The 19,215-nt window shown below is 63.9% G+C and carries 17 protein-coding genes; 3 read left to right on the top strand and 14 right to left on the bottom strand.

The window, feature by feature from the left end; all coding sequences use genetic code 11:
* Positions 1-23 precede the first annotated feature (23 nt).
* The 9 genes from MKZ91_RS00935 to napE form a co-directional block, all read right to left on the bottom strand.
* A complete protein-coding gene (locus MKZ91_RS00935) occupies positions 24-872 on the bottom strand; it encodes a hypothetical protein (protein ID WP_336167060.1) in 849 nt (282 codons plus the stop codon).
* Positions 873-1,410: 538 nt separating this feature from the next.
* A complete protein-coding gene (locus MKZ91_RS00930) occupies positions 1,411-1,833 on the bottom strand; it encodes a YciI family protein (RefSeq protein ID WP_336167058.1) in 423 nt (140 codons plus the stop codon).
* Positions 1,834-2,095: 262 nt separating this feature from the next.
* Positions 2,096-3,085, bottom strand: a complete 990-nt coding sequence (locus tag MKZ91_RS00925; RefSeq protein WP_336167056.1) for an alpha/beta hydrolase — start codon at positions 3,083-3,085, stop codon at positions 2,096-2,098.
* A gap of 128 nt (positions 3,086-3,213) precedes the next feature.
* The gene (locus MKZ91_RS00920; RefSeq protein WP_336167055.1) at positions 3,214-3,906 is read right to left on the bottom strand and encodes a NapC/NirT family cytochrome c; all 693 of its coding nucleotides are present in this window, start codon (positions 3,904-3,906) and stop codon (positions 3,214-3,216) included.
* 4 nt (positions 3,907-3,910) lie between these two features.
* Positions 3,911-4,447 carry a nitrate reductase cytochrome c-type subunit gene (locus tag MKZ91_RS00915; RefSeq protein ID WP_442892169.1) on the bottom strand — a complete coding sequence of 179 codons (537 nt, stop codon included), beginning with the start codon at positions 4,445-4,447 and terminating at the stop codon, positions 3,911-3,913.
* Positions 4,414-6,921: a periplasmic nitrate reductase subunit alpha gene (gene napA / locus MKZ91_RS00910; RefSeq protein ID WP_336167050.1), complete on the bottom strand. Its 2,508-nt coding sequence runs from the start codon at positions 6,919-6,921 to the stop codon at positions 4,414-4,416. Before napA ends, MKZ91_RS00915 begins: the two co-directional genes overlap by 34 nt.
* Positions 6,911-7,201, bottom strand: coding sequence for a chaperone NapD (locus MKZ91_RS00905; protein WP_336167049.1), 291 nt, complete (start codon positions 7,199-7,201; stop codon positions 6,911-6,913). Before MKZ91_RS00905 ends, napA begins: the two co-directional genes overlap by 11 nt.
* Positions 7,194-7,688: a ferredoxin-type protein NapF gene (napF, locus tag MKZ91_RS00900; protein ID WP_336167047.1), complete on the bottom strand. Its 495-nt coding sequence runs from the start codon at positions 7,686-7,688 to the stop codon at positions 7,194-7,196. The genes MKZ91_RS00905 and napF overlap by 8 nt, the downstream gene beginning before the upstream one ends.
* An 8-nt stretch (positions 7,689-7,696) precedes the next feature.
* On the bottom strand, positions 7,697-7,882 hold the full coding sequence (napE, locus tag MKZ91_RS00895) for a periplasmic nitrate reductase, NapE protein (protein WP_336167044.1): 186 nt from the start codon (positions 7,880-7,882) through the stop codon (positions 7,697-7,699).
* Positions 7,883-8,271: 389 nt separating this feature from the next.
* Between napE and MKZ91_RS00890 the strand changes: the two genes are divergently transcribed.
* Positions 8,272-8,637 (top strand): DUF4180 domain-containing protein, encoded by a 366-nt coding sequence (locus tag MKZ91_RS00890; RefSeq protein WP_336167042.1) that lies wholly within the window; start codon positions 8,272-8,274, stop codon positions 8,635-8,637.
* A 109-nt stretch (positions 8,638-8,746) separates the two neighbouring features.
* On the opposite strand, the gene MKZ91_RS00885 is transcribed toward MKZ91_RS00890, so the two are convergent.
* Positions 8,747-10,195 (bottom strand): MFS transporter, encoded by a 1,449-nt coding sequence (locus MKZ91_RS00885; RefSeq protein WP_336167040.1) that lies wholly within the window; start codon positions 10,193-10,195, stop codon positions 8,747-8,749.
* Positions 10,196-10,519: 324 nt separating this feature from the next.
* On the opposite strand from MKZ91_RS00885, the gene MKZ91_RS00880 reads away from it, so the two are divergent.
* On the top strand, positions 10,520-11,461 hold the full coding sequence (locus tag MKZ91_RS00880; RefSeq protein ID WP_336167038.1) for a LysR family transcriptional regulator: 942 nt from the start codon (positions 10,520-10,522) through the stop codon (positions 11,459-11,461).
* 180 nt (positions 11,462-11,641) lie between these two features.
* Here MKZ91_RS00880 and MKZ91_RS00875 read toward each other — a convergent pair whose 3' ends face one another.
* The 3 genes from MKZ91_RS00875 to MKZ91_RS00865 all read right to left on the bottom strand — a co-directional run bounded on the left by MKZ91_RS00875 (position 11,642) and on the right by MKZ91_RS00865 (position 14,611).
* Entirely contained in the window at positions 11,642-11,995 is a 354-nt protein-coding gene (locus tag MKZ91_RS00875) for a response regulator transcription factor (RefSeq protein ID WP_336167036.1), read from the bottom strand.
* Positions 11,996-12,083: 88 nt separating this feature from the next.
* Complete coding sequence (locus MKZ91_RS00870) at positions 12,084-12,770, bottom strand: response regulator transcription factor (protein ID WP_336167035.1); 687 nt, start codon at positions 12,768-12,770, stop codon at positions 12,084-12,086.
* 11 nt (positions 12,771-12,781) lie between these two features.
* Positions 12,782-14,611, bottom strand: a complete 1,830-nt coding sequence (locus MKZ91_RS00865; protein WP_336167033.1) for a sensor histidine kinase — start codon at positions 14,609-14,611, stop codon at positions 12,782-12,784.
* Between the two features lie 368 nt (positions 14,612-14,979).
* Here MKZ91_RS00865 and MKZ91_RS00860 point away from each other — a divergent pair, with 368 nt between their 5' ends.
* Positions 14,980-16,626 carry an arylsulfatase gene (locus MKZ91_RS00860; protein WP_442892168.1) on the top strand — a complete coding sequence of 549 codons (1,647 nt, stop codon included), beginning with the start codon at positions 14,980-14,982 and terminating at the stop codon, positions 16,624-16,626.
* Between the two features lie 250 nt (positions 16,627-16,876).
* On the opposite strand, the gene MKZ91_RS00855 is transcribed toward MKZ91_RS00860, so the two are convergent.
* Entirely contained in the window at positions 16,877-19,183 is a 2,307-nt protein-coding gene (locus MKZ91_RS00855) for a rhodanese-like domain-containing protein (RefSeq protein ID WP_336167031.1), read from the bottom strand.
* Positions 19,184-19,215 lie beyond the last annotated feature (32 nt).

Below are 19,215 nucleotides of genomic sequence, written 5' to 3'. Positions count from 1 at the left end.
CACTACAATGGCCAGGGAGCCGATCAGAACGACAGGCGGTTGCTGGACCAGACCGGGCCGAGGCGCTCTTCTTCCTTGAGCGTGGCGGAACCGTAGGAGAAGCGCAAGCCGCCGAAGATGGTGCTCGTGTCGCCGGAGACCGACGCGCCGAGGCCCGAAAGCTCCTCGTTGGTATATTTGTAGCCGGCAAAGAGCGTCACGGGCACGACGTCCAGACGGTAGTTCGCCGTCAGCTTCAGGCTGCGCAGATCGTAGTCGACGTCGTCCTCGGTGATGCGGTGGAGCGAGCCATCGACGTCGAAGCGCAGGTTGTCGGTCGCGTAAATACGGGTGCCGAGTGCGCCCATATAGTGGTTGGCGTCGATGTCGTCGAAGTCTTCCACGCTTGCCTGGCCATAGCCGAACGCGCCGTGCAGCGTCCAGGTATCCATGAAATACGCCAATTCGACACCGCCCATATAGTCGTTGAGGTCGACGCCGATGCCAGGGTCGAGGCGCGCACCCTGCAGGAAGGCGCCGGCCGCGAAGAGATGGTTGCGGTAATAGCCGTGCAGCGCGCCGTCATAGCTGTCGGCATCGACGTCCTCGTAGGAGGCGCGCGTGTAGCCGAGATCGACCTGCAGGTTCATGCCGGCGCCGGCATCGATGTTGATGGCCCCGCGCAGATCCCAGGCATCCGCATCGATATCGCCGGGTGTATCGACCGCTGAGCCATAGGAGCCTTCGATATAGCCGGCGACGCCGCCATAAGGTTGCTCCACCGGCACTTCGTAGGCGTCCTCAGTCCCGACCAGCGGCGCATCGATATCGGCGGCGACCGCGAACTGAACGCTTGAAAGAAGAAAAATGACGAAGCCGCTCGCCCTGACCATTGCCCCACTCCGGTTGAAACCCCTCAAAGATAGGTAACCGAACATGGTTAATACAATCTCTACGGGAAACGGACGGAGCGGATCGCTGACGGCGGCTTGGTCCGCACTGGGCAGCGCATCCCAGGGCTACGTTCTCCCCATTCACCGCTGAAACCTTGAAGCTGCCTTCATCTGCCCTTGGAGGGCTTGCCCTCATCCACCCGGTGAGGGCTTGCCCCTCATCCGGCCTGCCGGCCACCTTCTCACCGCACGCGGGGAGAAGGACACGCGTGGCGCGCGCTCGCCGCGACAGCAAGCGCCTCAGTTTCACTCCGGCTATTGGTTTGCGGCCGACTAAACCCCGTTGACCCCTGACTGCGGCCGCGTTTGCAGACGCCGCGAACCGGGTTCGTCCCCTCTCCCCGCTAGCGGGGAGAGGGTTAGGGTGAGAGGCAAGCAGGGCGAGTCCTCGGGTTTAACCCGAAGAGAGGGGCAAGCAGGGTTAGTCTACGGGTTAAACCCAAGCGGCAAGCCCCCCCCAAGGTTCGGCAAAGAGCCCTTACTGGTTGGCGAGCTTCTCGCGCAGGCGCTCGTCCTGGGCGGCGATCTCGGGGGTCAGCGCGTCGCCGAAATCGGCGGCTTCGAAGACCGGGCGGATTTCGATTTCGCTCGGGCCCGGCATCGGGTTCGGGCAACGCTTCACCCAGGCGATCGCCTCGTCCATGTCCTTGACGTTCCAGATCCAGAAGCCGGCGACCAATTCCTTGGTCTCGGCGAACGGCCCGTCGATGACGACGCGGCTTGCCCCGTTAAAGGCGACGCGGGCGCCGCGCGAGGACGGATGCAGGCCTTCGCCGGCCTGCATGATGCCGGCATTGACCAGCTCCTCGTTGAACTTGCCCATCGCTTCCAAAAGCTCGGTCGAAGGCATCTTGCCTGCTTCGCTATCCTCGGTCGCCTTCACAAAAACCACTACGCGCATTATCTACTCTCCTCTGTCACGCCGGCCCCGGTCCTCGTGACCTCTGGGGGTACCGGCGTGGTGAAACCCAAATAGGTAGAGCAGGTTGCGGGCGCCAGACCCACGCGGACTTTTTTCCTATCCCGCTCCGGTGGAGGAAGCCGTTTCGGCCTCCTTGCCCAAATGACGAACGGGAAACGACGGTGCCGACAGGGGGCTTTGATTTTTTTCGCGAGAATCGACAGCGCCCCGTCTTCAAGGGCGTGATGACGGCTGCTCCCGCTCAGCGGCGCGCCCTTTCCGCAAGAAAGGCCGACAGCCTTTCCAGCGCCATGGCACCGGCCTGGGTATCGAGATCGAACTGGTATTCGTGGTTGAGCGGCGGCTGGAAATCGTCCGGGAAAGTCAATTGATCGACCTGCGCTCCCGCCGTCCGGAGCGCCTCGGCAAGTGCGCGCGTCTGCGGCGCCAGAGGGTCGGCATTGCCGACTGAAAGAAAGGTCGGCGGGAAGGCGCCCGTGACGTGGTTGCGCACGGAAAAAGCTGCAAGCCGCGGATCGTCGCTCAGTTGCTTGAGCCCGAAATAGGACCAGAGGACCGTCTTCAGGAATCCGCCGAATTCCCCTTGCGTATTCATGCCGCCAAGGTCGTAGACGCCGCAAAAGAGCACGACACCGGCAAGCGCAGACCGCGGCACTGCCGCAACGATGCCGACGCTTTCGGCGTAGCCCGCATCACTGACGATCGCTGCCGTCTGTGCGGCGATCTGCGCGCCGGCGGAATCGCCTGCAAGAAAGATCCGGTCCGGGTCGATGCGCAGCCGTTCGGCATTGGCAACCAGAAATGCCAATGCCCGGTTGACCTCGACGACCGGCGCCGGATAGCGGGTTGAAGGCGCCAGCGGATAGCCGACGGCAACCGTCGTGTAGCCGCGCGCCGAAAGGATGCGAAGATAACCCGCCACATCCGCCCGGTCCCCTGCCACGAACGCCCCGCCATGCACCCAGACGATGGTCGGCAGCGCGCCGGTGCCGGCGGGTTGGTAGACATCAAGAAGCCCGCTCGCGCCATCGCCATAGCGCTCGTCCCGAAGCACCGTCACCCCCGGCGGAGCATGCTTTTCCAGGGCGCGATTGCGCGCAACCGCATCCTTGTCGAAGGCGTTGCGAATGACGAGAACCGACGGCCAGGGGCTGAACGCGAAGGCGGCATAGCCGGCCGCCACGACGACCAGAACGAAAGCGAGCGCATAGCCGACAAATCGGAGCTTCATGCAAGGAGGCTACCGTAAATCCGGCAAGGGCGCGATGCGGCTCTTTTAGTCCCGCGCAGGCGAAATCCCCGACATCGCCTTGCCGGGAGATGCGACGGCCCAGATCAACCGCCGGCACCGCAGCCGCTCTATTGCCTATGCAACTCCGCCAACGCCTGCCTCAGATCGTCGATCGGCGTCTGGCCCGCCATCCTCTTGCCTTCCAGCTCCGGCGGCATCTTCCAGCCGGGATCGATGCCTTCCATGTTGGGCAGTTCATGTGCGATGCCCTTGTGGCAGTCGATGCAGGTTGCCTTGCCGGAAAGCAGGTAGCGGGTGTGGATCTCGGCGGCGCGCTGCGTCTGCTTCTGCAGGTCCATGGCAACGGACGAATGGCAGTTGCGGCATTCCAGGCTGTCATTGGCCTTCATGCGCGCCCATTCGTGCTGCGCCAGTTCCAGGCGTTTTTCGAGGAATTTCGAGCGCGTATTGATCGTGCCGAAGATCTTGCCCCAGACCTCCTTCGACGCCTGCATCTTGCGGGCGATCTTGTCGGTCCATTCGTGCGGCACATGGCAGTCCGGGCAGCTGGCGCGCACGCCCGAGCGGTTGGAGAAGTGGATGGTGCGCGTCAGTTCCTGGTAGACGTTGTCGTGCATCTCGTGACACGAGGTGCAGAACTTCTCGGTGTTGGTGATCTCCAGCGCCGTGTTGAAGGCGCCCCAGAACATCACGCCGCCGATGAAGCCGCCGAGCGTGAGGAAGCCTAAGCCGAGCGTGCCGGCCGGCGTCGTCATGATGCCCCAGGCCCAGAGGATGATTTTCCTGATCCGTGCGATCATGTCGTCACTCGCTTCCGGCCGGCTTGAAGCCCAACTCGCTCATATCCTTGAAATTGCTCGGCACCAGCGGGCTGGTGTCGGCCTGCGGCACGTGGCAGGCGGTGCAGAAGTAGCGCCGCGGCGACACGTCGGCGATCATCTGGCCGTCGCGCGTCATGTAGTGGGTGACGCTGATCATCGGCGCGCCGGAATCCTGGGTGAATTCGCGCTTGTGGCAGGAGAGGCAGCGGTTGGCATTGACCGAGAGTTCATAGCCCTCGATCGAATGCGGGATCACCGGCGGCTGGTCGGGATAGGCGCGCATCTTGCGCTTGTCGTCGACCACCCATTTCGGCAGCGGTGCGGCCGCCCCCGTCGCCATCTGCGGCGTCGGGCCTTCGAGCTGCGGCACCAGCTTTTCGGCAACTTGAGCCACCGCGGCCGTGGTGACGAACACCAGGAGGCCGGCGGCAATAGCCATCCATGCGGGGCGCTTCAGGAAGCTTCCTTTAAAGCTGCGCAAACGCTCTAGAGCGTAACGGGAACGATCTTGACCGCGCATTTTTTAAAATCCGTCTGTTTGGAGATGGGATCGGTGGCGTCGAGCGTAACCTTGTTGATCAGCTGGCTGGCGTCGAACCAGGGAACGAAGATGACGCCCGGCGGCATGCGGTTGCGGCCGCGGATGTCGACGCGCGAACGGATTTCGCCGCGGCGCGAGACGATGCGCACTTCCATGCCCTGGTTGATGCCGCGCTTGCGGGCGTCCTCGGCATTCATGAAGACGCGAGCACCCGGAAACGCCTTGTAGAGCTCCGGCACCCGCATGGTCATCGAGCCCGAATGCCAATGTTCGAGCACGCGGCCGGTGACCAGCCAGGTGTCGTATTCATCGTCGGGGGATTCGGCCGGCGGCTCATAGGGAACGGCGAGGATCACCGCCTTGCCGTCCTTGTTGCCGTAGAACTTCACGCCCTCGCCCGGCTTCACATAGGGATCGAAGCCCTCGCGGTAGCGCCAGCGTGTCTCCTGGCCGTTGACGACGGGCCAGCGCAGCCCCCGCACTTCGTGGTAGGTGTCATAGGGCGCGAGATCATGGCCGTGGCCGCGGCCGAATTCCGCGTATTCCTCGAACATTCCCTTCTGGATGTAGAAGCCGAAATCCTTGGCTTCGTTGTTGTCATATTCGGCGCTGACGTCGGTCAGCGGATAGCGATCGACCTCGCCGTTCTTGAAGAGAACGTCGAACAACGTCTTGCCACGATATTCGGGGCTGGCATCGAGGATTTCCTTCGGCCACACCTCGTCGGTCAGGAAGCGCTTGGAAAACTCCACCATCTGCCAGAGGTCAGAGCGCGCCTCTCCGGGCGCCTGCACCAGCTGGTGCCAGACGTGGGTGCGTCGCTCGGCATTGCCATAGGCGCCTTCCTTCTCCACCCACATGGCGGCAGGCAGGATCAGGTCGGCGCTCATCGCCGTGATCGTCGGATAGGCGTCGGAGACGACGATGAAATTGTCCGGGTTGCGATAGCCCTGCCAGGTCTCGTTGGCGGTGTTCGGCCCGGCCTGGACATTGTTGTTGACCTGCACCCAGTAGAAATTGAGCTTGCCGTCCTTCAGCATCCGGTCCTGCTGCACGGCATGATAGCCGGGCTTTTCCGGGATGATGCCGTGCGGGACGCGCCAGATCTCCTCGGCATGCTTGCGGTGCTCGGGGTTGGTCACCACCATGTCGGCCGGCAGCCGGTGGGCAAAGGTGCCGACCTCGCGCGCTGTGCCGCAGGCGGAAGGCTGGCCGGTCAAGGAGAACGGGCTGTTGCCGGGCTCGGAGATCTTGCCGGTCAGAAGGTGCAGGTTGTAGACCATCTGGTTGGCCCACACCCCGCGTACATGCTGGTTGAAGCCCATGGTCCAGAGCGACATGACCTTGCGCTTCGGGTCGGCGTAGAGTTCGGCCAGCTGTTCCAGGAATTCCGGCTCGACGCCGGTCATCTCGACGGTCTTTTCCAGCGTGTACTCTGAAACGAATTCCTTGAACGCTTCGAAGTCCATCGGCTCGGTCTTGCCCGGATCCTTGGAGTTGGCGGCGTTGACCTCGACCGGATTGTCGGGTCTGAGGCCATAGCCGATGTCGGTGACCCCTCGGGCAAACTTCGTGTGTTTGTTGACGAAGTCCTCGTTGACGCGGTTGGTCTTGATGATGTGGTTGGCGATGTAATTGAGGATGACGAGGTCGGTGCCCGGCTTGAAGACGACGGGGATATCGGCCAGATCCATGCTGCGATGGGTGAAGGTCGAAAGCACCGCGACGCGCACATGCGGCTGGCCGAGGCGCCGGTCGGCGACGCGGGTCCACAGGATAGGGTGCATCTCCGCCATGTTCGAGCCCCAGAGCACGAAGGCGTCGGCGTTCTCGAAATCGTCATAGCAGCCCATCGGCTCGTCCATGCCGAAGGTGCGCATGAAGGCGACGGCGGCCGATGCCATGCAGTGGCGGGCATTGGGGTCGAGGTTGTTGGAGCGGAAGCCCGCCCGCATCAGCTTGGTTGCCGCATAGCCCTCGAAGATCGTCCATTGGCCGGAGCCGAACATGCCGACGGCCGTCGGCCCCTTCTCCTTCAGCACCTTCTTTGCCTGCTCGGCCATCACGTTGAAGGCCTCGTCCCAGCTGACGGGCTCAAATTCGCCGTCCTTGGCATAGGCGCCGCCGCGCTTGCGCAGGAGCGGTGTCTTCAGCCGGTCCTCGCCATACATGATCTTGGAGAGGAAATAGCCCTTGATGCAGTTGAGGCCGCGGTTGACCTCGGCCTGCATGTCGCCGTGGGTGGCGACCACCTGCCCCTCCTTCACCCCCACCATCACGCCGCAGCCCGTGCCGCAGAAGCGGCACGGCGCCTTCGACCATTTGATCTCCAGCGCGTTGACGCCGCCCGGCACCGGCTGGGCGGCCGCAGGAAGGGCAATGCCCGCCGTGGCCGCGGCAATGCCGGCAGCATGGGCCTTCAATATCTCGCGCCGCGTCAGTTCACCGCTCATGGCCCTGCCCTTCCTCTTCCATCTCGACATGCTCGAAAACCATGTTCGCCGAGATCACGCCGTCGATGAGCGAGATCTGCGTCAGGCAGTCTCCGAGTGCGCCGGTAGTTGCGCCCTCGATGACGACGACGATCTTGCCGCCGCCGTGACCATGGATTTCGACGTTTTCCATTCCTTCGAGCGCTGCAAGCACAGCCTCGGTGCTTGCGGGCATGGTGGCGACCACGGCGCTCGAAATGTGATAGGGCCTGCCCGCCTTCGCGCCAGCTGCCTCAGACATGAGTGACCTCCGTCACCTTCACCGCGATTGCGCTGACCGGGCAGCCGCCGAGGCAGGCGCCGCAGCCGGTGCATCGGGCCTCGTTGATCTCCGGCAGGAACGGCCCGCCGATGCGGGGGCGAAAACGGATTGCCTGTTCGGGGCAGGTTTCGCGGCAGGACTGGCAGGCGACGTTTCGCCGTGCCAGGCAGGTGTCGGTAATGGCGGCGACATGGGGAAAGCGCTGCACGTCCTCCGCCACGAACACCGGCTCGGGACAGGCCGCTTCGCAGGCGCCACAGAAGGTGCATTCGCCGCGCGCGAAATCGACGAAAGGCAATCCGTCTAAAAGACGGATGATGCCGGTCGGACATCGCTCGGTGCAGAGGCCGCAGCCGGTGCAGGCAGCAAGGCTCGCCTCGGAAGCACCCGGCGGCCGGATGCGCACCGGTTTTGCGGCAGTGCGGCCGGTCAGGAGTTCACGGCGGGAGAGAGGCGCGGTGCCCATGGCGGACCTCAATGCCCCGGAGGACCGGGCGGCCCGAAGATGATCTGCAACATCCAGACGAGGAAACCATAGCCGCCGACCACGCCAACGGCGACGATCGGCCAGATGCCGAAGGCGAGCACGAAAAAGGTGACGAGCTCCGCGCGCCGCGAGCGCGGCGGCCTTTCGACCTGTTGCTGAACGATCCCTGACATTTCAGCGTCCCCCAACACAATCTACGGTAAGATGTGCCACCCGAAGTAAAAATCAATCCCGCGACGTCAGCATGACAGGATTGCACCTGCCTCCAGAGTAGATGCCGTTTGGTGCGGGGCATTGATCTGTGTCAATTCGGCAGTATTCCCCAGTCGAAACCGGCAAGGATTCTCGGATTCGCGCCAAGATAACTTGCGAAAAGCGATCAACTTTGCAAATACGATATGTTTGTTGAAACATATCGATTATCGGGCTCGTCACCCAGATTGGTCCGGTAAGCGGCCGTACCCGACCAGCAACGACCCCGCGCTTTCGCCAGCGACAAGGCCAGTCCTGATCGCCCTTGCAACCCAGGGCTTCATCCCCTAATTCTCGCCGCATGACACAGATGATCCAAATCGGAAACACACTCGTCCTGAGGTCTGCAAAGGGTGGTCCGCTCTTGGCAGCGCCGGGCGACGCCAATGATTTTCTTGGCGATGCCTGGGCGCATGAGGCCGACATGCTGGCGATCCCGGTGGAGCGGCTTGGGCCCGATTTCCTCGACCTTTCGACCCGTGTCGCCGGCGAAGTCTTCCAGAAATTCGTCAACTATCGCATGCGCTGTGCCATCGTCGGCGACATCGAGGCGAAGCTCGAAGGCAGCAAGGCGCTGACCGATTTCGTGCGCGAGACCAACAAGGGGGAAGCCATCTGGTTCGTGCCGGATTTCGAAACCTTGCGTGTGAAGCTCGAACGCATGGCCGCCGCCTGATCATCCAGGCAGCGTCTCAACACCAGCGCTGCCCATTCGGACGCCCCCTGTCATTCGGACGCCCCCTGTCATTCGAACGCCCTTTGTCATTCGGGCGCCCTGCCCTGTCTCAGGGCACATCGTGCACGCCTGCGGCTGGCCGCCAGAACATCCGGCTTGCTGCCACAATCCCGAGGGCGAGCAGGGTCAATAGCTCCGCGACCGCGAAGGTTGCCTTGAGGCCGGTCGCCACGGCTGCGGGCGAGGCCGTTGCCATGTCGCTTGCCGAAACCGCAAAGGCAAAGACCGCGCCCATGAGCGAAGCGCCGGTGACGAGGCCGAGATTGCGCGACAGGTTGATGAGGCCGGAAACGACGCCGCGCCGGTCGGCTGCAACATCCGCCATGACCGCCGTGTTGTTGGCCGCCTGAAACAGTTGGTAGCCCGGCGTCAGCATCGCGATCGCCGCGATGTAGCCGGTTACACCGGCAACACCGGGCAACAGCGCAAGGGCGAGGCAGCCGGCAACCATCGCCGAAAGCCCCACGATCACCACCGAGGCCGCACCCAGGCGGTCGACGATGCGGCCGGCAACCACCCCGCCAAAGGCGGAGATGACCGGGCCGACCGACATGACGAGGCCGACCTGCGCCGCATCGAGCCCGGCCCCGCGCGAAAGATAGAACGGGCCCACCACCAGCGTCGCCATCATCACCGTCGAGACCAGCGCATTGGTCGAAAGGCCGGCGCCCAGGGCCGGGTCGCCAAACATCGAGAGCCGGATCAAGGGCGAAGCAACCCTCGCCTCCACCTTGAGGAACAGCCAGAGGCCAAGGGCGGCCGCGGCGAGAAGCGTGATATTGGTGAGGCCAAGGCTGCCGCGCCCCGCCGTCATCGCCAGCGCATAGGCGCTAAGGGAAAGCGCCAGCAGCAAGGTTCCGGGAATGTCGAACCGCGCACGCACCCTGCCCTCAACCTGCCGGTCGGCCGGCAAATGACGGCGTGCAACGAAGAGGGCCACGAGCCCAAGCGGCACGTTGACGAGAAAGATCGCCCGCCAGCCGTAACCGCCAATCAGCGCGCCGCCGAGCGAGGGGCCAAGCGCCGTGCCGATCGCCGACATCGTGCCGAGCAGACCCATGGCGCTGCCCGTCCTTTCCTTGGCCACCGCCTCGCCGACAAAGGCCATGGTGAGCGCCATCATGATCGCAGCACCAAGGCCCTGCACGGCGCGCGCGGCCACCAGCAGCGCGAAGCTCGGTGTTGCGCCACAGACGACCGAGGAAACGGTGAAGAGCGCGATACCGCCGAGAAGCAGCCGTCGGCGGCCAAGGATATCGCCGAGCCGCCCGACGCTGACGATCAGCGTGGTGATCGAAAGCAGATAGGCAAGCACCACCCATTGCACCTGCTGAAACGAGACGCCGAAGACCTCGGCCAACGCCGGCAAGGCGACATTGGCGCTGCTGGTGCCGAGCGAGGAGAGCAGCATCGACAGTGAAAGGCTCGAGAGCACCCAGAAAGCCGATGCTTGCGGCTGCGCGCCGCTTGGCTGCGCGTCATGACCGGTCGATGTCATCGCTCACCTCCCGCGCCCATTGCTTGCTGGTGAGAGGCCACAGCGAAACCACGGCGCGGCATCGCAACCGGACCAGCCAGAAATCGGGAAGAACGGCGGTGTTTGCGGCCGACCGGCTCCGGTTGCTTCCGGTCGGGGCGCATCGCGGGTATCGGGAAACGGCCGAAAGCCGCAGGCGGAGAGCATCGTTTGATCATCGGGAAACCTCCAAATTCGGGTCCCCGCAAACGTAATGGCCGGTCAGATAGCGCGGAAGACGCAGCATTTGCACTTCATTCGTGCGTTTGACGCCATATCACAGGCAAACTCGTGTTATGAAGGGCGATGACCAGACCCGACCTCAACCTGCTCGTAACCCTCGACGTGCTCTTGTGCGAAGGCAGCGTCGCCCGCGCCGCCAGACGCCTCAAGCTCAGCCCCTCGGCCATGAGCCGGGCGCTCGCCCGGCTGCGCGAGGCAACCGGCGATCCGCTGCTCGTGCGCGCCGGTCGCGGCCTGGTGCCCACGCCCCGCGCGCTCGAACTTTCAAGCCGGATCGGCCCGCTCGTCGAGAATGCCGAAGCAATGCTGCGGCCAGCCGAGGCGCTGGATCTCGGCAAGCTGACGCGCACCTTCACGCTCCGGAACCGCGAGGGTTTCGTCGAGAATTTCGGCGCGGCACTGATCGCCCGCGTCGCCAGGCAAGCGCCCGGCGTACGCCTGCACTTCGTCCAGAAGCTCGATCGGGAAAGCAGTCCGCTGCGCGACGGCAGCGTCGACCTCGAAACCGGCGTTGTCAGTGACAGGACGGGCCCGGAACTGCGGGCGCAGGCCCTGTTCCACGACCGCTTCGTCGCCGTCGCGCGCCCCGACCATCCGCTCGGCACCGGCGAAATCAGCGCACGGCGTTATGCGCAAGCCCGCCACATCCAGGTCTCCCGCCGCGGCAACGATGCCGGGCCGATCGACGAAGCGCTCGCAACGCTCGGCCTCAAGCGCGATATCGCCGTCAGCGTCGGCAGCTTTTCCGAAGCGCTTGCGCTTGCCCGCGCCACCGACCTCGTTGCCAGCGTGCCTGAGCGCTACACCGGAACTTTGCGCGAAAACCTCATGAGCTTACCGCTCCCTGCCGCGCTCCCCACAATGACCATATCGCTTCTCTGGCACCCCCGCCTCGACGCCGACCCGGCGCATCGCTGGCTGCGCGGCTGTGTGCGGGAGGTGTGCGGGGTAAGCGGAGAAGCACCGGCTGCCTCGAGCGTCCGGCCCTCAAGTGGAACCACTTGAGGGAAGGAAGATACTCCAGAATCAGAGAGCTACTGCATGTTTCCATTAATCGTAGTCGATTCAGGGATATAAACATGCAGCAGATCAACATGCAGCAGATCAAAGTGCTACAGCGACCTTTGCGCGTCTGCGACGCGCGGCGCTGTAGAGCCTCCTTTGTGCGTTCATATGCATGGCGTTCTAGGCTGGCGAACCCAGGGCATCGGCCAGCGCATCGCGCGACACCGGCTTGTTGAGGAAGACGGCGGCACCGGCCCTTAGACAGCGTTCGCGCGTGCCTTCCTGCTCCGATCCGGTGATGACGATGGCCCTGAGCTCGATCGCGCGGCGGGCAAGCTCCTCCAGCAGTTCAAGCCCGGTCATCCCGGGCAGGTGCAGGTCGATCAGCGCGGCGAAGGGGACACGATCTTCGAGTTCGCGCAGGAAGCTTTCGGCAGACGGGAATGCAAGCGGTTGAAAGGAGAGCGATGCGACGAGGCGCGAAAGCGCGCGGCGAACCAGTTCGTCGTCGTCCACGATGGCAATGGCTGGCATTTCCTCGCTCATGCCATAAGCGTGAGCCGAAGCCGGCCGGCGGTCCAGTTGGACCTAGGGCCAATGGCGGAAAAGACAGGTGCTGCGGCTAGCGTGCGTGCTCGACCAGCCGCACGAGATCGGCAACCGTTCTGACCCCCAGTTTCGCCATCATCCGGGCGCGATGCACCTTGATGGTCTTTTCGACCGTGCCGAGATCGCCGGCGATCTGCTTGTTGAGCCGCCCGGCGACGACATGCTGCATCACCTCGGCTTCGCGCGCCGTCAGGCTCTCCAGCCGGGCAAGGACCAGCGCCTTTTGATGCTCGGCCTCCCTTTCGCCCCGCGTCCGCCGCACCCCCGCTTCGATCGCCGAAAGAAGGGCTGCCTCCTCGACCGGCTTCATCAGGAAATCCACCGCCCCTGCCTTCATCGCCCGGACGCTGGCCGGCACATCGGCGCTGCCGGTGAGAAAGACGATCGACGGGTGCCCGTCCATGGCCGCAAGCGCTTCCTGGACCGAGAGCCCGTCCCTATCCGGAAGGCCGAGGTCGAGCACGATGCATTCCGCTGTCGGAAGTTCGGCCGAGCCGAGCAGCGACCCGGCATCGGCGAAGGGCGTCACCGCATAGCCCGAGATCTTCAGCAACCGCTGCAGGGAGCGCAGCACCCGCTCGTCATCGTCGACGACGAATATGGTCCCGGCTCTCTTCGGCCGGGCACCGATCGACCCGGCCAGGTCCCGCCCGGTGCTGTCTTGCCCAGTTCTGCTTTGCCCGCTCCTGTCCTCGATCATCGGCGTTCCCTCTAGCCGGGCGGCAAGTTGACGACGGCACGGGCGCCGCTCGCCACCTTGTCGTCAAACACGAGCCTGCCACCGCGCGCCTCGACCAGCGAGCGGCAGATGGCAAGGCCGAGCCCAAGCCCGTTCTCCTTGCTGCTGACGAACGGCTTGAACACCTCTTGCATCCGGTCGGGCGCAATGCCCGGACCTGTGTCGCTGACGGTCAGTTGCCGCGCGCCATTGTCGCCGAGGCGCGTTGCGATATCAACCTTGCGCTGCCGCGGCGGCAGTTCGGCCATCGCGTCGCTGGCATTGAGGATCAGGTTGAGGATCACCTGCTGCAGTTGCACCATGTTGGCCTTGACCGGCAGCGGCTCGGCGCTCGGGCTCACCGAAACCTGGGTGCGCCGTGCCACCATCTCGGCATTGACCAGTGCCACGGTCGAGCTGACGGCGTCATTGAGATCGATCGTCTCGACCTTGACTTCGCCCTTGCGCATCATGCTGCGAAGCTGCCCGATCACCTCGGCCGCACGTTTGTTGTCGGCGACGATGTCGTCGAAGATTTCGCCGATTTCCTGGAGATCGGCATCCTCGGCCCTCGCCATTTTCCGCCCCGCTTCGGCATTGGCAAGGATCGAGGTCAGCGGCTGCGTCAGTTCATGCGCCAGCGTGCCGGAAAGCTGGCTGACATGGGAGTGCCGCGACATGTGGGCAAGCTCCAGCCGCTGCGTCGAGACCGTTTCCTCGAGCCTTCGGTTGCGGCGGTTCTGCAGCACGATCGCCGCGATCGAAAGCGCCTGGGCCGCAATCACCGAAAGACCGAGGATGATCGGCAGCCGGAACTGCTCCCATGCGGTCGGCTGGTAATGCAGGATCTCCGCATCCGCCGGCACGTTGCCACGCGCGATACCGCGGCTCACCACCTGTCTCCAGTCGACCAGCGACACCTCCTTCTGCATGACCGGCGGTCCGATGCCCTTGCCATCGAACAGGGTGAGCGCGAGCGACGCCATCGCTTCGCCGATCGCAGCAAAGGTGCCGACATGGCCTGCGAGAATAGTGCCATCGAAAAAGCTGCTATAGACACTGTAGACCGGCGCGCCGGACGATACGGCGATCCGGCCCGCGGACTCGCGCGGAACATAGGAAACACCGTCGGCATCGGCAAAAACGGTAAGGATCAGCAACGCGCTATCGGCCGGCAAGGACGCCGCCTTCACCTTGAACCCCTCAAGCGACAGGCCGCTGATGTAGTCGATGTCAAAGCCGGCATAGTGGTCGCCAACCAGCGCGCGCGCGGTCTCCTCCCAGCTTCGGTCAAACGGCGCCGACCCAGTGAGGATCGTCACCCGCTTCGCGTCGGGCTGCAGCTTGCGGGCAAGGTCGAGCGTTCCGGCCACGTCGAACCGGCTGAGCACGCCGGTCACATCGGCGGGCATGGGATTCTCATTCGGAAATTCGCGAACCGCGCCGAAGATGATCGGCACGCCAGGCGCAAAGCGTGCGCGCTCGGCAAGCGCGAAGCTGAGCGCCCCCGGCCCCACGGCCAGCACCGCGTCCACCGGTTTGCCGGCATACTTTTCCTGCACATAGCGGATCAGCCGTTGTCGATCCCCGTCCGAGCCGAAGCGTGCGAGATCGAGATGCTCGGAATAGAGCTCGAAATGGCGCTTGTCCTCGGCCAGGCGCCGGCGCACCCCCTCGGCAATTTCGATCAGCGCGGGCTGCGTACTCTCGTTCTCGTAGAGAATCAGGATGCGCTCGGCAAAAGCGCTGCCGCCAAGGGAGGCGGCGATGATCGACGCCAGCACGACAGGAACTGCCCAACGAAGCCAATTGCTGAAAGCCATGCGGTGCGTATGCCCTCCCCGGCCGAGACGTTCGATCGAGATCATGGCCGTCCCGGGCCGTGCGCCTCAGGCCCCCTGGATGTTCAGCCACGTTCCCTCGAACGGCAATTCTAGGTTTCCTTCGTCACCTGACAAGCCCGGATCGCGAGCGCTTCGCGCGGCCGGCGGAGACGCACAACCAACTGGCGGTGTTGGCCCTAGGTCCAACTATTCACACCACGAGAATAGGGGACAATATCGCGCTGTTTAGCGACGCGAGAAGCCGCAACTGCCCCCATGCAGCGATGCTGGGCTGTCACGAACACCGGCGGAGAGCAACGCGGCCGGCATGCGAAATGTTTCACCGACCATCCTCAAGGAGAAGTTCAGTGACAGACAAAGCCATCCCCACCGACACCGAGATCACATCGTGCGACACCGCCCAGGCCACCGGTGTCAGCCGGCGCAGCGTGCTGCTTGGCGGCACGGCGCTTGCTGCCACATCCGCCATCATCGCGTCTGGCGGCGCGAGCCCGGCGAGAGCCCAGCAGGCCGCGGCCCCCGCCGGCGGCAAACCCAACATCCTCGTCATCTGGGGCGATGACATCGGCACCTGGAACATCAGCCACAACAACCGCGGCATGATGGGCTACATGACACCGAACATCGACCGCATCGCCCAGGAAGGCCTGGCCTTCACCGATTACTACGGCCAGCAGAGTTGCACGGCCGGACGCGCGGCGTTTCTCGGCGGCAACGTGCCTGTTCGCACCGGCATGACCAAGGTGGGCCTGCCCGGCGCCAAGGAAGGCTGGCAGAAGACCGACGTCACGATCGCGACTGTCATGAAGGCCCAGGGCTATGCCACCGGCCAGTTCGGCAAGAACCACCAGGGCGACCGCGACGAGCACCTGCCGACCCAGCACGGCTTCGACGAGTTCCTCGGCAATCTCTACCACCTGAATGCCGAGGAGGAGCCGGAGAACCGCGACTACCCGAAGAGCACGGAGTTCCGCAAGAAGTTCGGTCCCCGCGGCGTCATCAAGGCGAGCGCCGACGGCAAGATCGAGGACACCGGCCCGCTCACCAAGAAGCGCATGGAGACGGTCGACCAGGAAACGCTCGACGCCGCCAAGGACTTCATCAACCGCCAGCACCAGGCCAAGCAGCCGTTCTTCTGCTGGTGGAACGCCACCCGGATGCATTTCCGCACCCATGTGAAGGAAGCAAACACCGGCATTTCCGGCCCGAGCGGCGACGAGTACCATGACGGCATGGTCGAGCACGACATGATGGTGGGTGACCTCCTGAAGCTGCTCGACGATCTCGGCATTACCGAAAACACCATCGTCTTTTATTCCACCGACAACGGCCCGCACTACAACACCTGGCCGGATGCCGGCACCACGCCCTTCCGCAGCGAAAAGAACTCCAACTGGGAAGGCGCCTATCGCGTGCCGGCCTTCGTTCGCTGGCCCGGCCATTTCCCGGCTGGCAAGACGCTGAACGGCATCGTCGCGCATGAAGACTGGCTGCCGACCTTCGCGGCTGCCGCCGGCGCAACCGACATCAAGGACAAGCTGCTCGCCGGCGTCGAGCTCAACGGCCGCAGCTACAAGAACTACATCGACGGCTACAACCAGCTCGACTATCTCGAAGGCAAGGCGAAGGAGTCGCCGCGCCATGAGTTCTGGTACGTCAATGACGACGGCCAGGTGGTGGCGGCGCGCTACGACGACTGGAAGGTCGTGTTCCTGGAAAACCGCGGCGAGGCCTTCGGCGTCTGGCGCGAGCCCTTCACCGAGTTGCGCGTGCCGCTGCTCTTCCACCTGCGCCGCGACCCCTTCGAAAAGGCGCAGCACAATGCCAACACCTACAACGACTGGTTCCTCGACCGCGCCTTCGTGCTCGTGCCGATCCAGGGGCTGGCGGCTCAGTTCCTGATGACGATGAAGGAATACCCGCCAAGCCAGTCGCCGGGCTCCTTCAACCTGACCAAGATCGAAGCCCAGCTTCGCGGTGTGGGCGGCGAGTAAGCCCTTGCCTGGACGCCCGGCCTCCGGGCCGGGCGTCGCGCCTATCGTGAAAAATGAGGCTGGCCCCGTCACCCGTGTTCCGCACGCGCCGATCACCCCTTTGGGTCCGCAGCGCAACAGGATGCCGCGACAACCGTCGGCGCGCAGATCTCGGGACGCCTGCCACGGCAGGCGCGCCCACCTTCGAGGTTTTGACGGTGTGCGCCCGATGCAGCTCTGGCGACATTTCGTGGCATCTCGGCCCAAGCTATCACCGGACCTCGATCACGAGCGGATAGCCCTCGTCGTACCAGTCCAGAAAGCCGCCGGCGAAATAGTAGACATGCGTGTACCCCCAGGCGACCGCCTTGGCCGACGCGTAAGCCGCATAGGTGCAATTCCTGCCCTGGCAATAAAAGACGATTTCGTCCTCCTTTGCCGCCACCTTGGCGAGGCTTTCCTTCGAAAGGCCGGTGACGAGCGACAGGTTGACGGCCTTCGGGATATGGCCATTGTCATAGTAGAGCGGAGCCCGCACATCGATGAAGAGCACGCCGCGCTGAAGCAGCGCCCTTGCCTCCGCCACATCGACCTTGATCGTTCGCTCGATGCTGAGTTCGGCTTTCGTCTGCGTCATGAGTTTCGCATAGTCGTCGAACGCAAGATCCGTATCCGCCCCCTCGGGCAACCCGGCCTTGCGGATTCCCTCCTGCAGACGTGTGATGTAGGGCCTGTGGTAGTTGAAGGCACTGCCATACCAATCATAGCCGCTTTCCTGGACGGTGAGCGGATCACCCAGCGAGGACGCGGCGAGCTTGTTGTACTGGTCTATCAGCCTCTGAAGGCCCTCCGTGCGTCCAAGGTGCCCGTAGCTCGATATCAGCGTTGCGTAGTCGGCCTGCAGGTCGGACTTTTCTCCGATCACCCGTTCGAAGGCGCCGGCGGCCTCATCGTATTTCTCTTGAGAAAACAACGCGACCGCAAGCATGCGCAGCGTTGCCCGCGCCGGGTGGGGATCGAACCGCATTGCCAGCCGGGCCTCCTGTTCCGCCTCGACCGCGCGTCCCTTCGCGTTGAGGATCCGCGCCAGGCCGACATGGTTGTCAGGATCGTTCGGAGCAAGCTTCATCGCCCGGTCGATGTCAGCGAATGCTTCGTCATAGCGTCCCTGCTGCGCCAGCACCTGCGCCGATATCGCATAGGCAAGCGGCGTCGGCTTCTCCATCGCCTTTTCCAGGTTTCTGATCAGGTTCTTCGAAGCGGTTTCCCGGCGGTAAGAGTCCCAGGACAGGATGCTCGTCCGCCAGTTTGCGGCCGCAAGCGACGCATAGGCGCGGCTATAGTTCGGATCGAGCACGATCGCCTTCTGGAAGAAATCGGTGGCCATGGCCGTTTCGGCCTCGCTGTCCCGGCGCAGGTGATCCCACCCCCGCAACAGCATGTCGTAGGCTTGGGGTTTCATGGTTTCCGCCACCGCGGCGACACTTTTCTCGGCACTCGTCAGCTTGACCGAGAGCGTCGACACGATCTGGCCGATCACCCTGTCCTGCAGGCCGAACACGCCGCTCATTTCACCATCATAGCGCTCGGCCCACAGGTGATGCCCATCGATCGCGTCGATCAGTTGGGCATTGACCCGGACATGGTTTCCCTCGCGCCGAACGCTGCCCTCGAGGATGTAGTGGACCCCCAGTTCCTCGGCCACCTGCTGCGCTTTGGTCGGCTTGCCCTTGTAGGTGAAGGTCGAGTTGCGCGCGATCACGAAGATACCCGACAGCTTCGAAAGCTCGGTAATGAGGTCGTCGGTCATGCCATCGGCGAAGTAGCTCTGCCCGACATCGGAGCTGAGGTTTTCAAAGGGCAGGACGGCGATCGAAGGCGTTTGCGGCAACGGCAGCGCCATCGACGCGACCGACGCAGCGTCGGCGCTTTCGCGCCGCTGCACCAGCCACGTTGCAGCAAGTCCTAGAGCGACCAGGAGGGCCAGGGCCGCCGCAATTCTCCGGCCGCGAACGCTCTTCAGATTGACGCGCCGAGGTGCTGCATTTCCCCCAAACCGCACCCGATAGACGCGGACCGGCCGCTGGATGTTCTTCACGTGATGCTCGCCGATGAACTCCAGCGGCATCTCGAACTTGCCCTGCAGGTGGTCGAAAGCGGTGCCGGAGACGAACAATCCTCCCGGCTCGCACATCTGCTCGAGGCGGGCCGCGACATTGACGCCGTCGCCGAGCAGATCCTCGCCTTCGACGACGACATCGCCAAGATTGATGCCCATGCGCAAGAGAAGCCGATGCTCGGAGGGAACATCCGCCTGGCGTGCGGCGACCGCATTTTGTGACGCGACGGCGCAAGTGACGGCGTCGACGACGGAAGCGAATTCCACGATCGCACCGTCGCCCATCAGTTTGACGATGCGCCCGTGATAGTCCTGCCTGAGGGGATCGAAGATCTCAGAGCGCCATGCCTTGATGGCTGCCAGCGTGCGGGATTCGTCGGCTTCCATCAGTCGCGAATAGCCAACCACGTCGACGGCAAGAATTGCGACCAGCCGCCGTTCTGCGCGAACTGCTTCCATGGCCACCTCTCCCGAAGGTGTAGAAGGCCCCG

This window comes from Ensifer sp. MJa1, from assembly GCF_037026475.1.
GTDB lineage: Bacteria > Pseudomonadota > Alphaproteobacteria > Rhizobiales > Rhizobiaceae > Ensifer.
The sequence above is the reverse complement of the archived record's forward strand: the minus strand, read 5'-3'. Positions and strand labels throughout refer to the sequence as shown.

Bases quoted from the DNA above. Each gene is read 5' to 3' on its own strand.
- MKZ91_RS00935 (WP_336167060.1), bottom strand. From the start codon at position 872: ATGGTCAGGGCGAGCGGCTTCGTCATTTTTCTTCTTTCAAGCGTTCAG.
- MKZ91_RS00930 (WP_336167058.1), bottom strand. From the start codon at position 1,833: ATGCGCGTAGTGGTTTTTGTGAAGGCGACCGAGGATAGCGAAGCAGGC.
- MKZ91_RS00925 (WP_336167056.1), bottom strand. From the start codon at position 3,085: ATGAAGCTCCGATTTGTCGGCTATGCGCTCGCTTTCGTTCTGGTCGTC.
- MKZ91_RS00920 (WP_336167055.1), bottom strand. From the start codon at position 3,906: ATGATCGCACGGATCAGGAAAATCATCCTCTGGGCCTGGGGCATCATG.
- MKZ91_RS00915 (WP_442892169.1), bottom strand. From the start codon at position 4,447: ATGCGCGGTCAAGATCGTTCCCGTTACGCTCTAGAGCGTTTGCGCAGC.
- napA (WP_336167050.1), bottom strand. From the start codon at position 6,921: ATGAGCGGTGAACTGACGCGGCGCGAGATATTGAAGGCCCATGCTGCC.
- MKZ91_RS00905 (WP_336167049.1), bottom strand. From the start codon at position 7,201: ATGTCTGAGGCAGCTGGCGCGAAGGCGGGCAGGCCCTATCACATTTCG.
- napF (WP_336167047.1), bottom strand. From the start codon at position 7,688: ATGGGCACCGCGCCTCTCTCCCGCCGTGAACTCCTGACCGGCCGCACT.
- napE (WP_336167044.1), bottom strand. From the start codon at position 7,882: ATGTCAGGGATCGTTCAGCAACAGGTCGAAAGGCCGCCGCGCTCGCGG.
- MKZ91_RS00890 (WP_336167042.1), top strand. From the start codon at position 8,272: ATGATCCAAATCGGAAACACACTCGTCCTGAGGTCTGCAAAGGGTGGT.
- MKZ91_RS00885 (WP_336167040.1), bottom strand. From the start codon at position 10,195: ATGACATCGACCGGTCATGACGCGCAGCCAAGCGGCGCGCAGCCGCAA.
- MKZ91_RS00880 (WP_336167038.1), top strand. From the start codon at position 10,520: ATGACCAGACCCGACCTCAACCTGCTCGTAACCCTCGACGTGCTCTTG.
- MKZ91_RS00875 (WP_336167036.1), bottom strand. From the start codon at position 11,995: ATGCCAGCCATTGCCATCGTGGACGACGACGAACTGGTTCGCCGCGCG.
- MKZ91_RS00870 (WP_336167035.1), bottom strand. From the start codon at position 12,770: ATGATCGAGGACAGGAGCGGGCAAAGCAGAACTGGGCAAGACAGCACC.
- MKZ91_RS00865 (WP_336167033.1), bottom strand. From the start codon at position 14,611: ATGGCTTTCAGCAATTGGCTTCGTTGGGCAGTTCCTGTCGTGCTGGCG.
- MKZ91_RS00855 (WP_336167031.1), bottom strand. From the start codon at position 19,183: ATGGAAGCAGTTCGCGCAGAACGGCGGCTGGTCGCAATTCTTGCCGTC.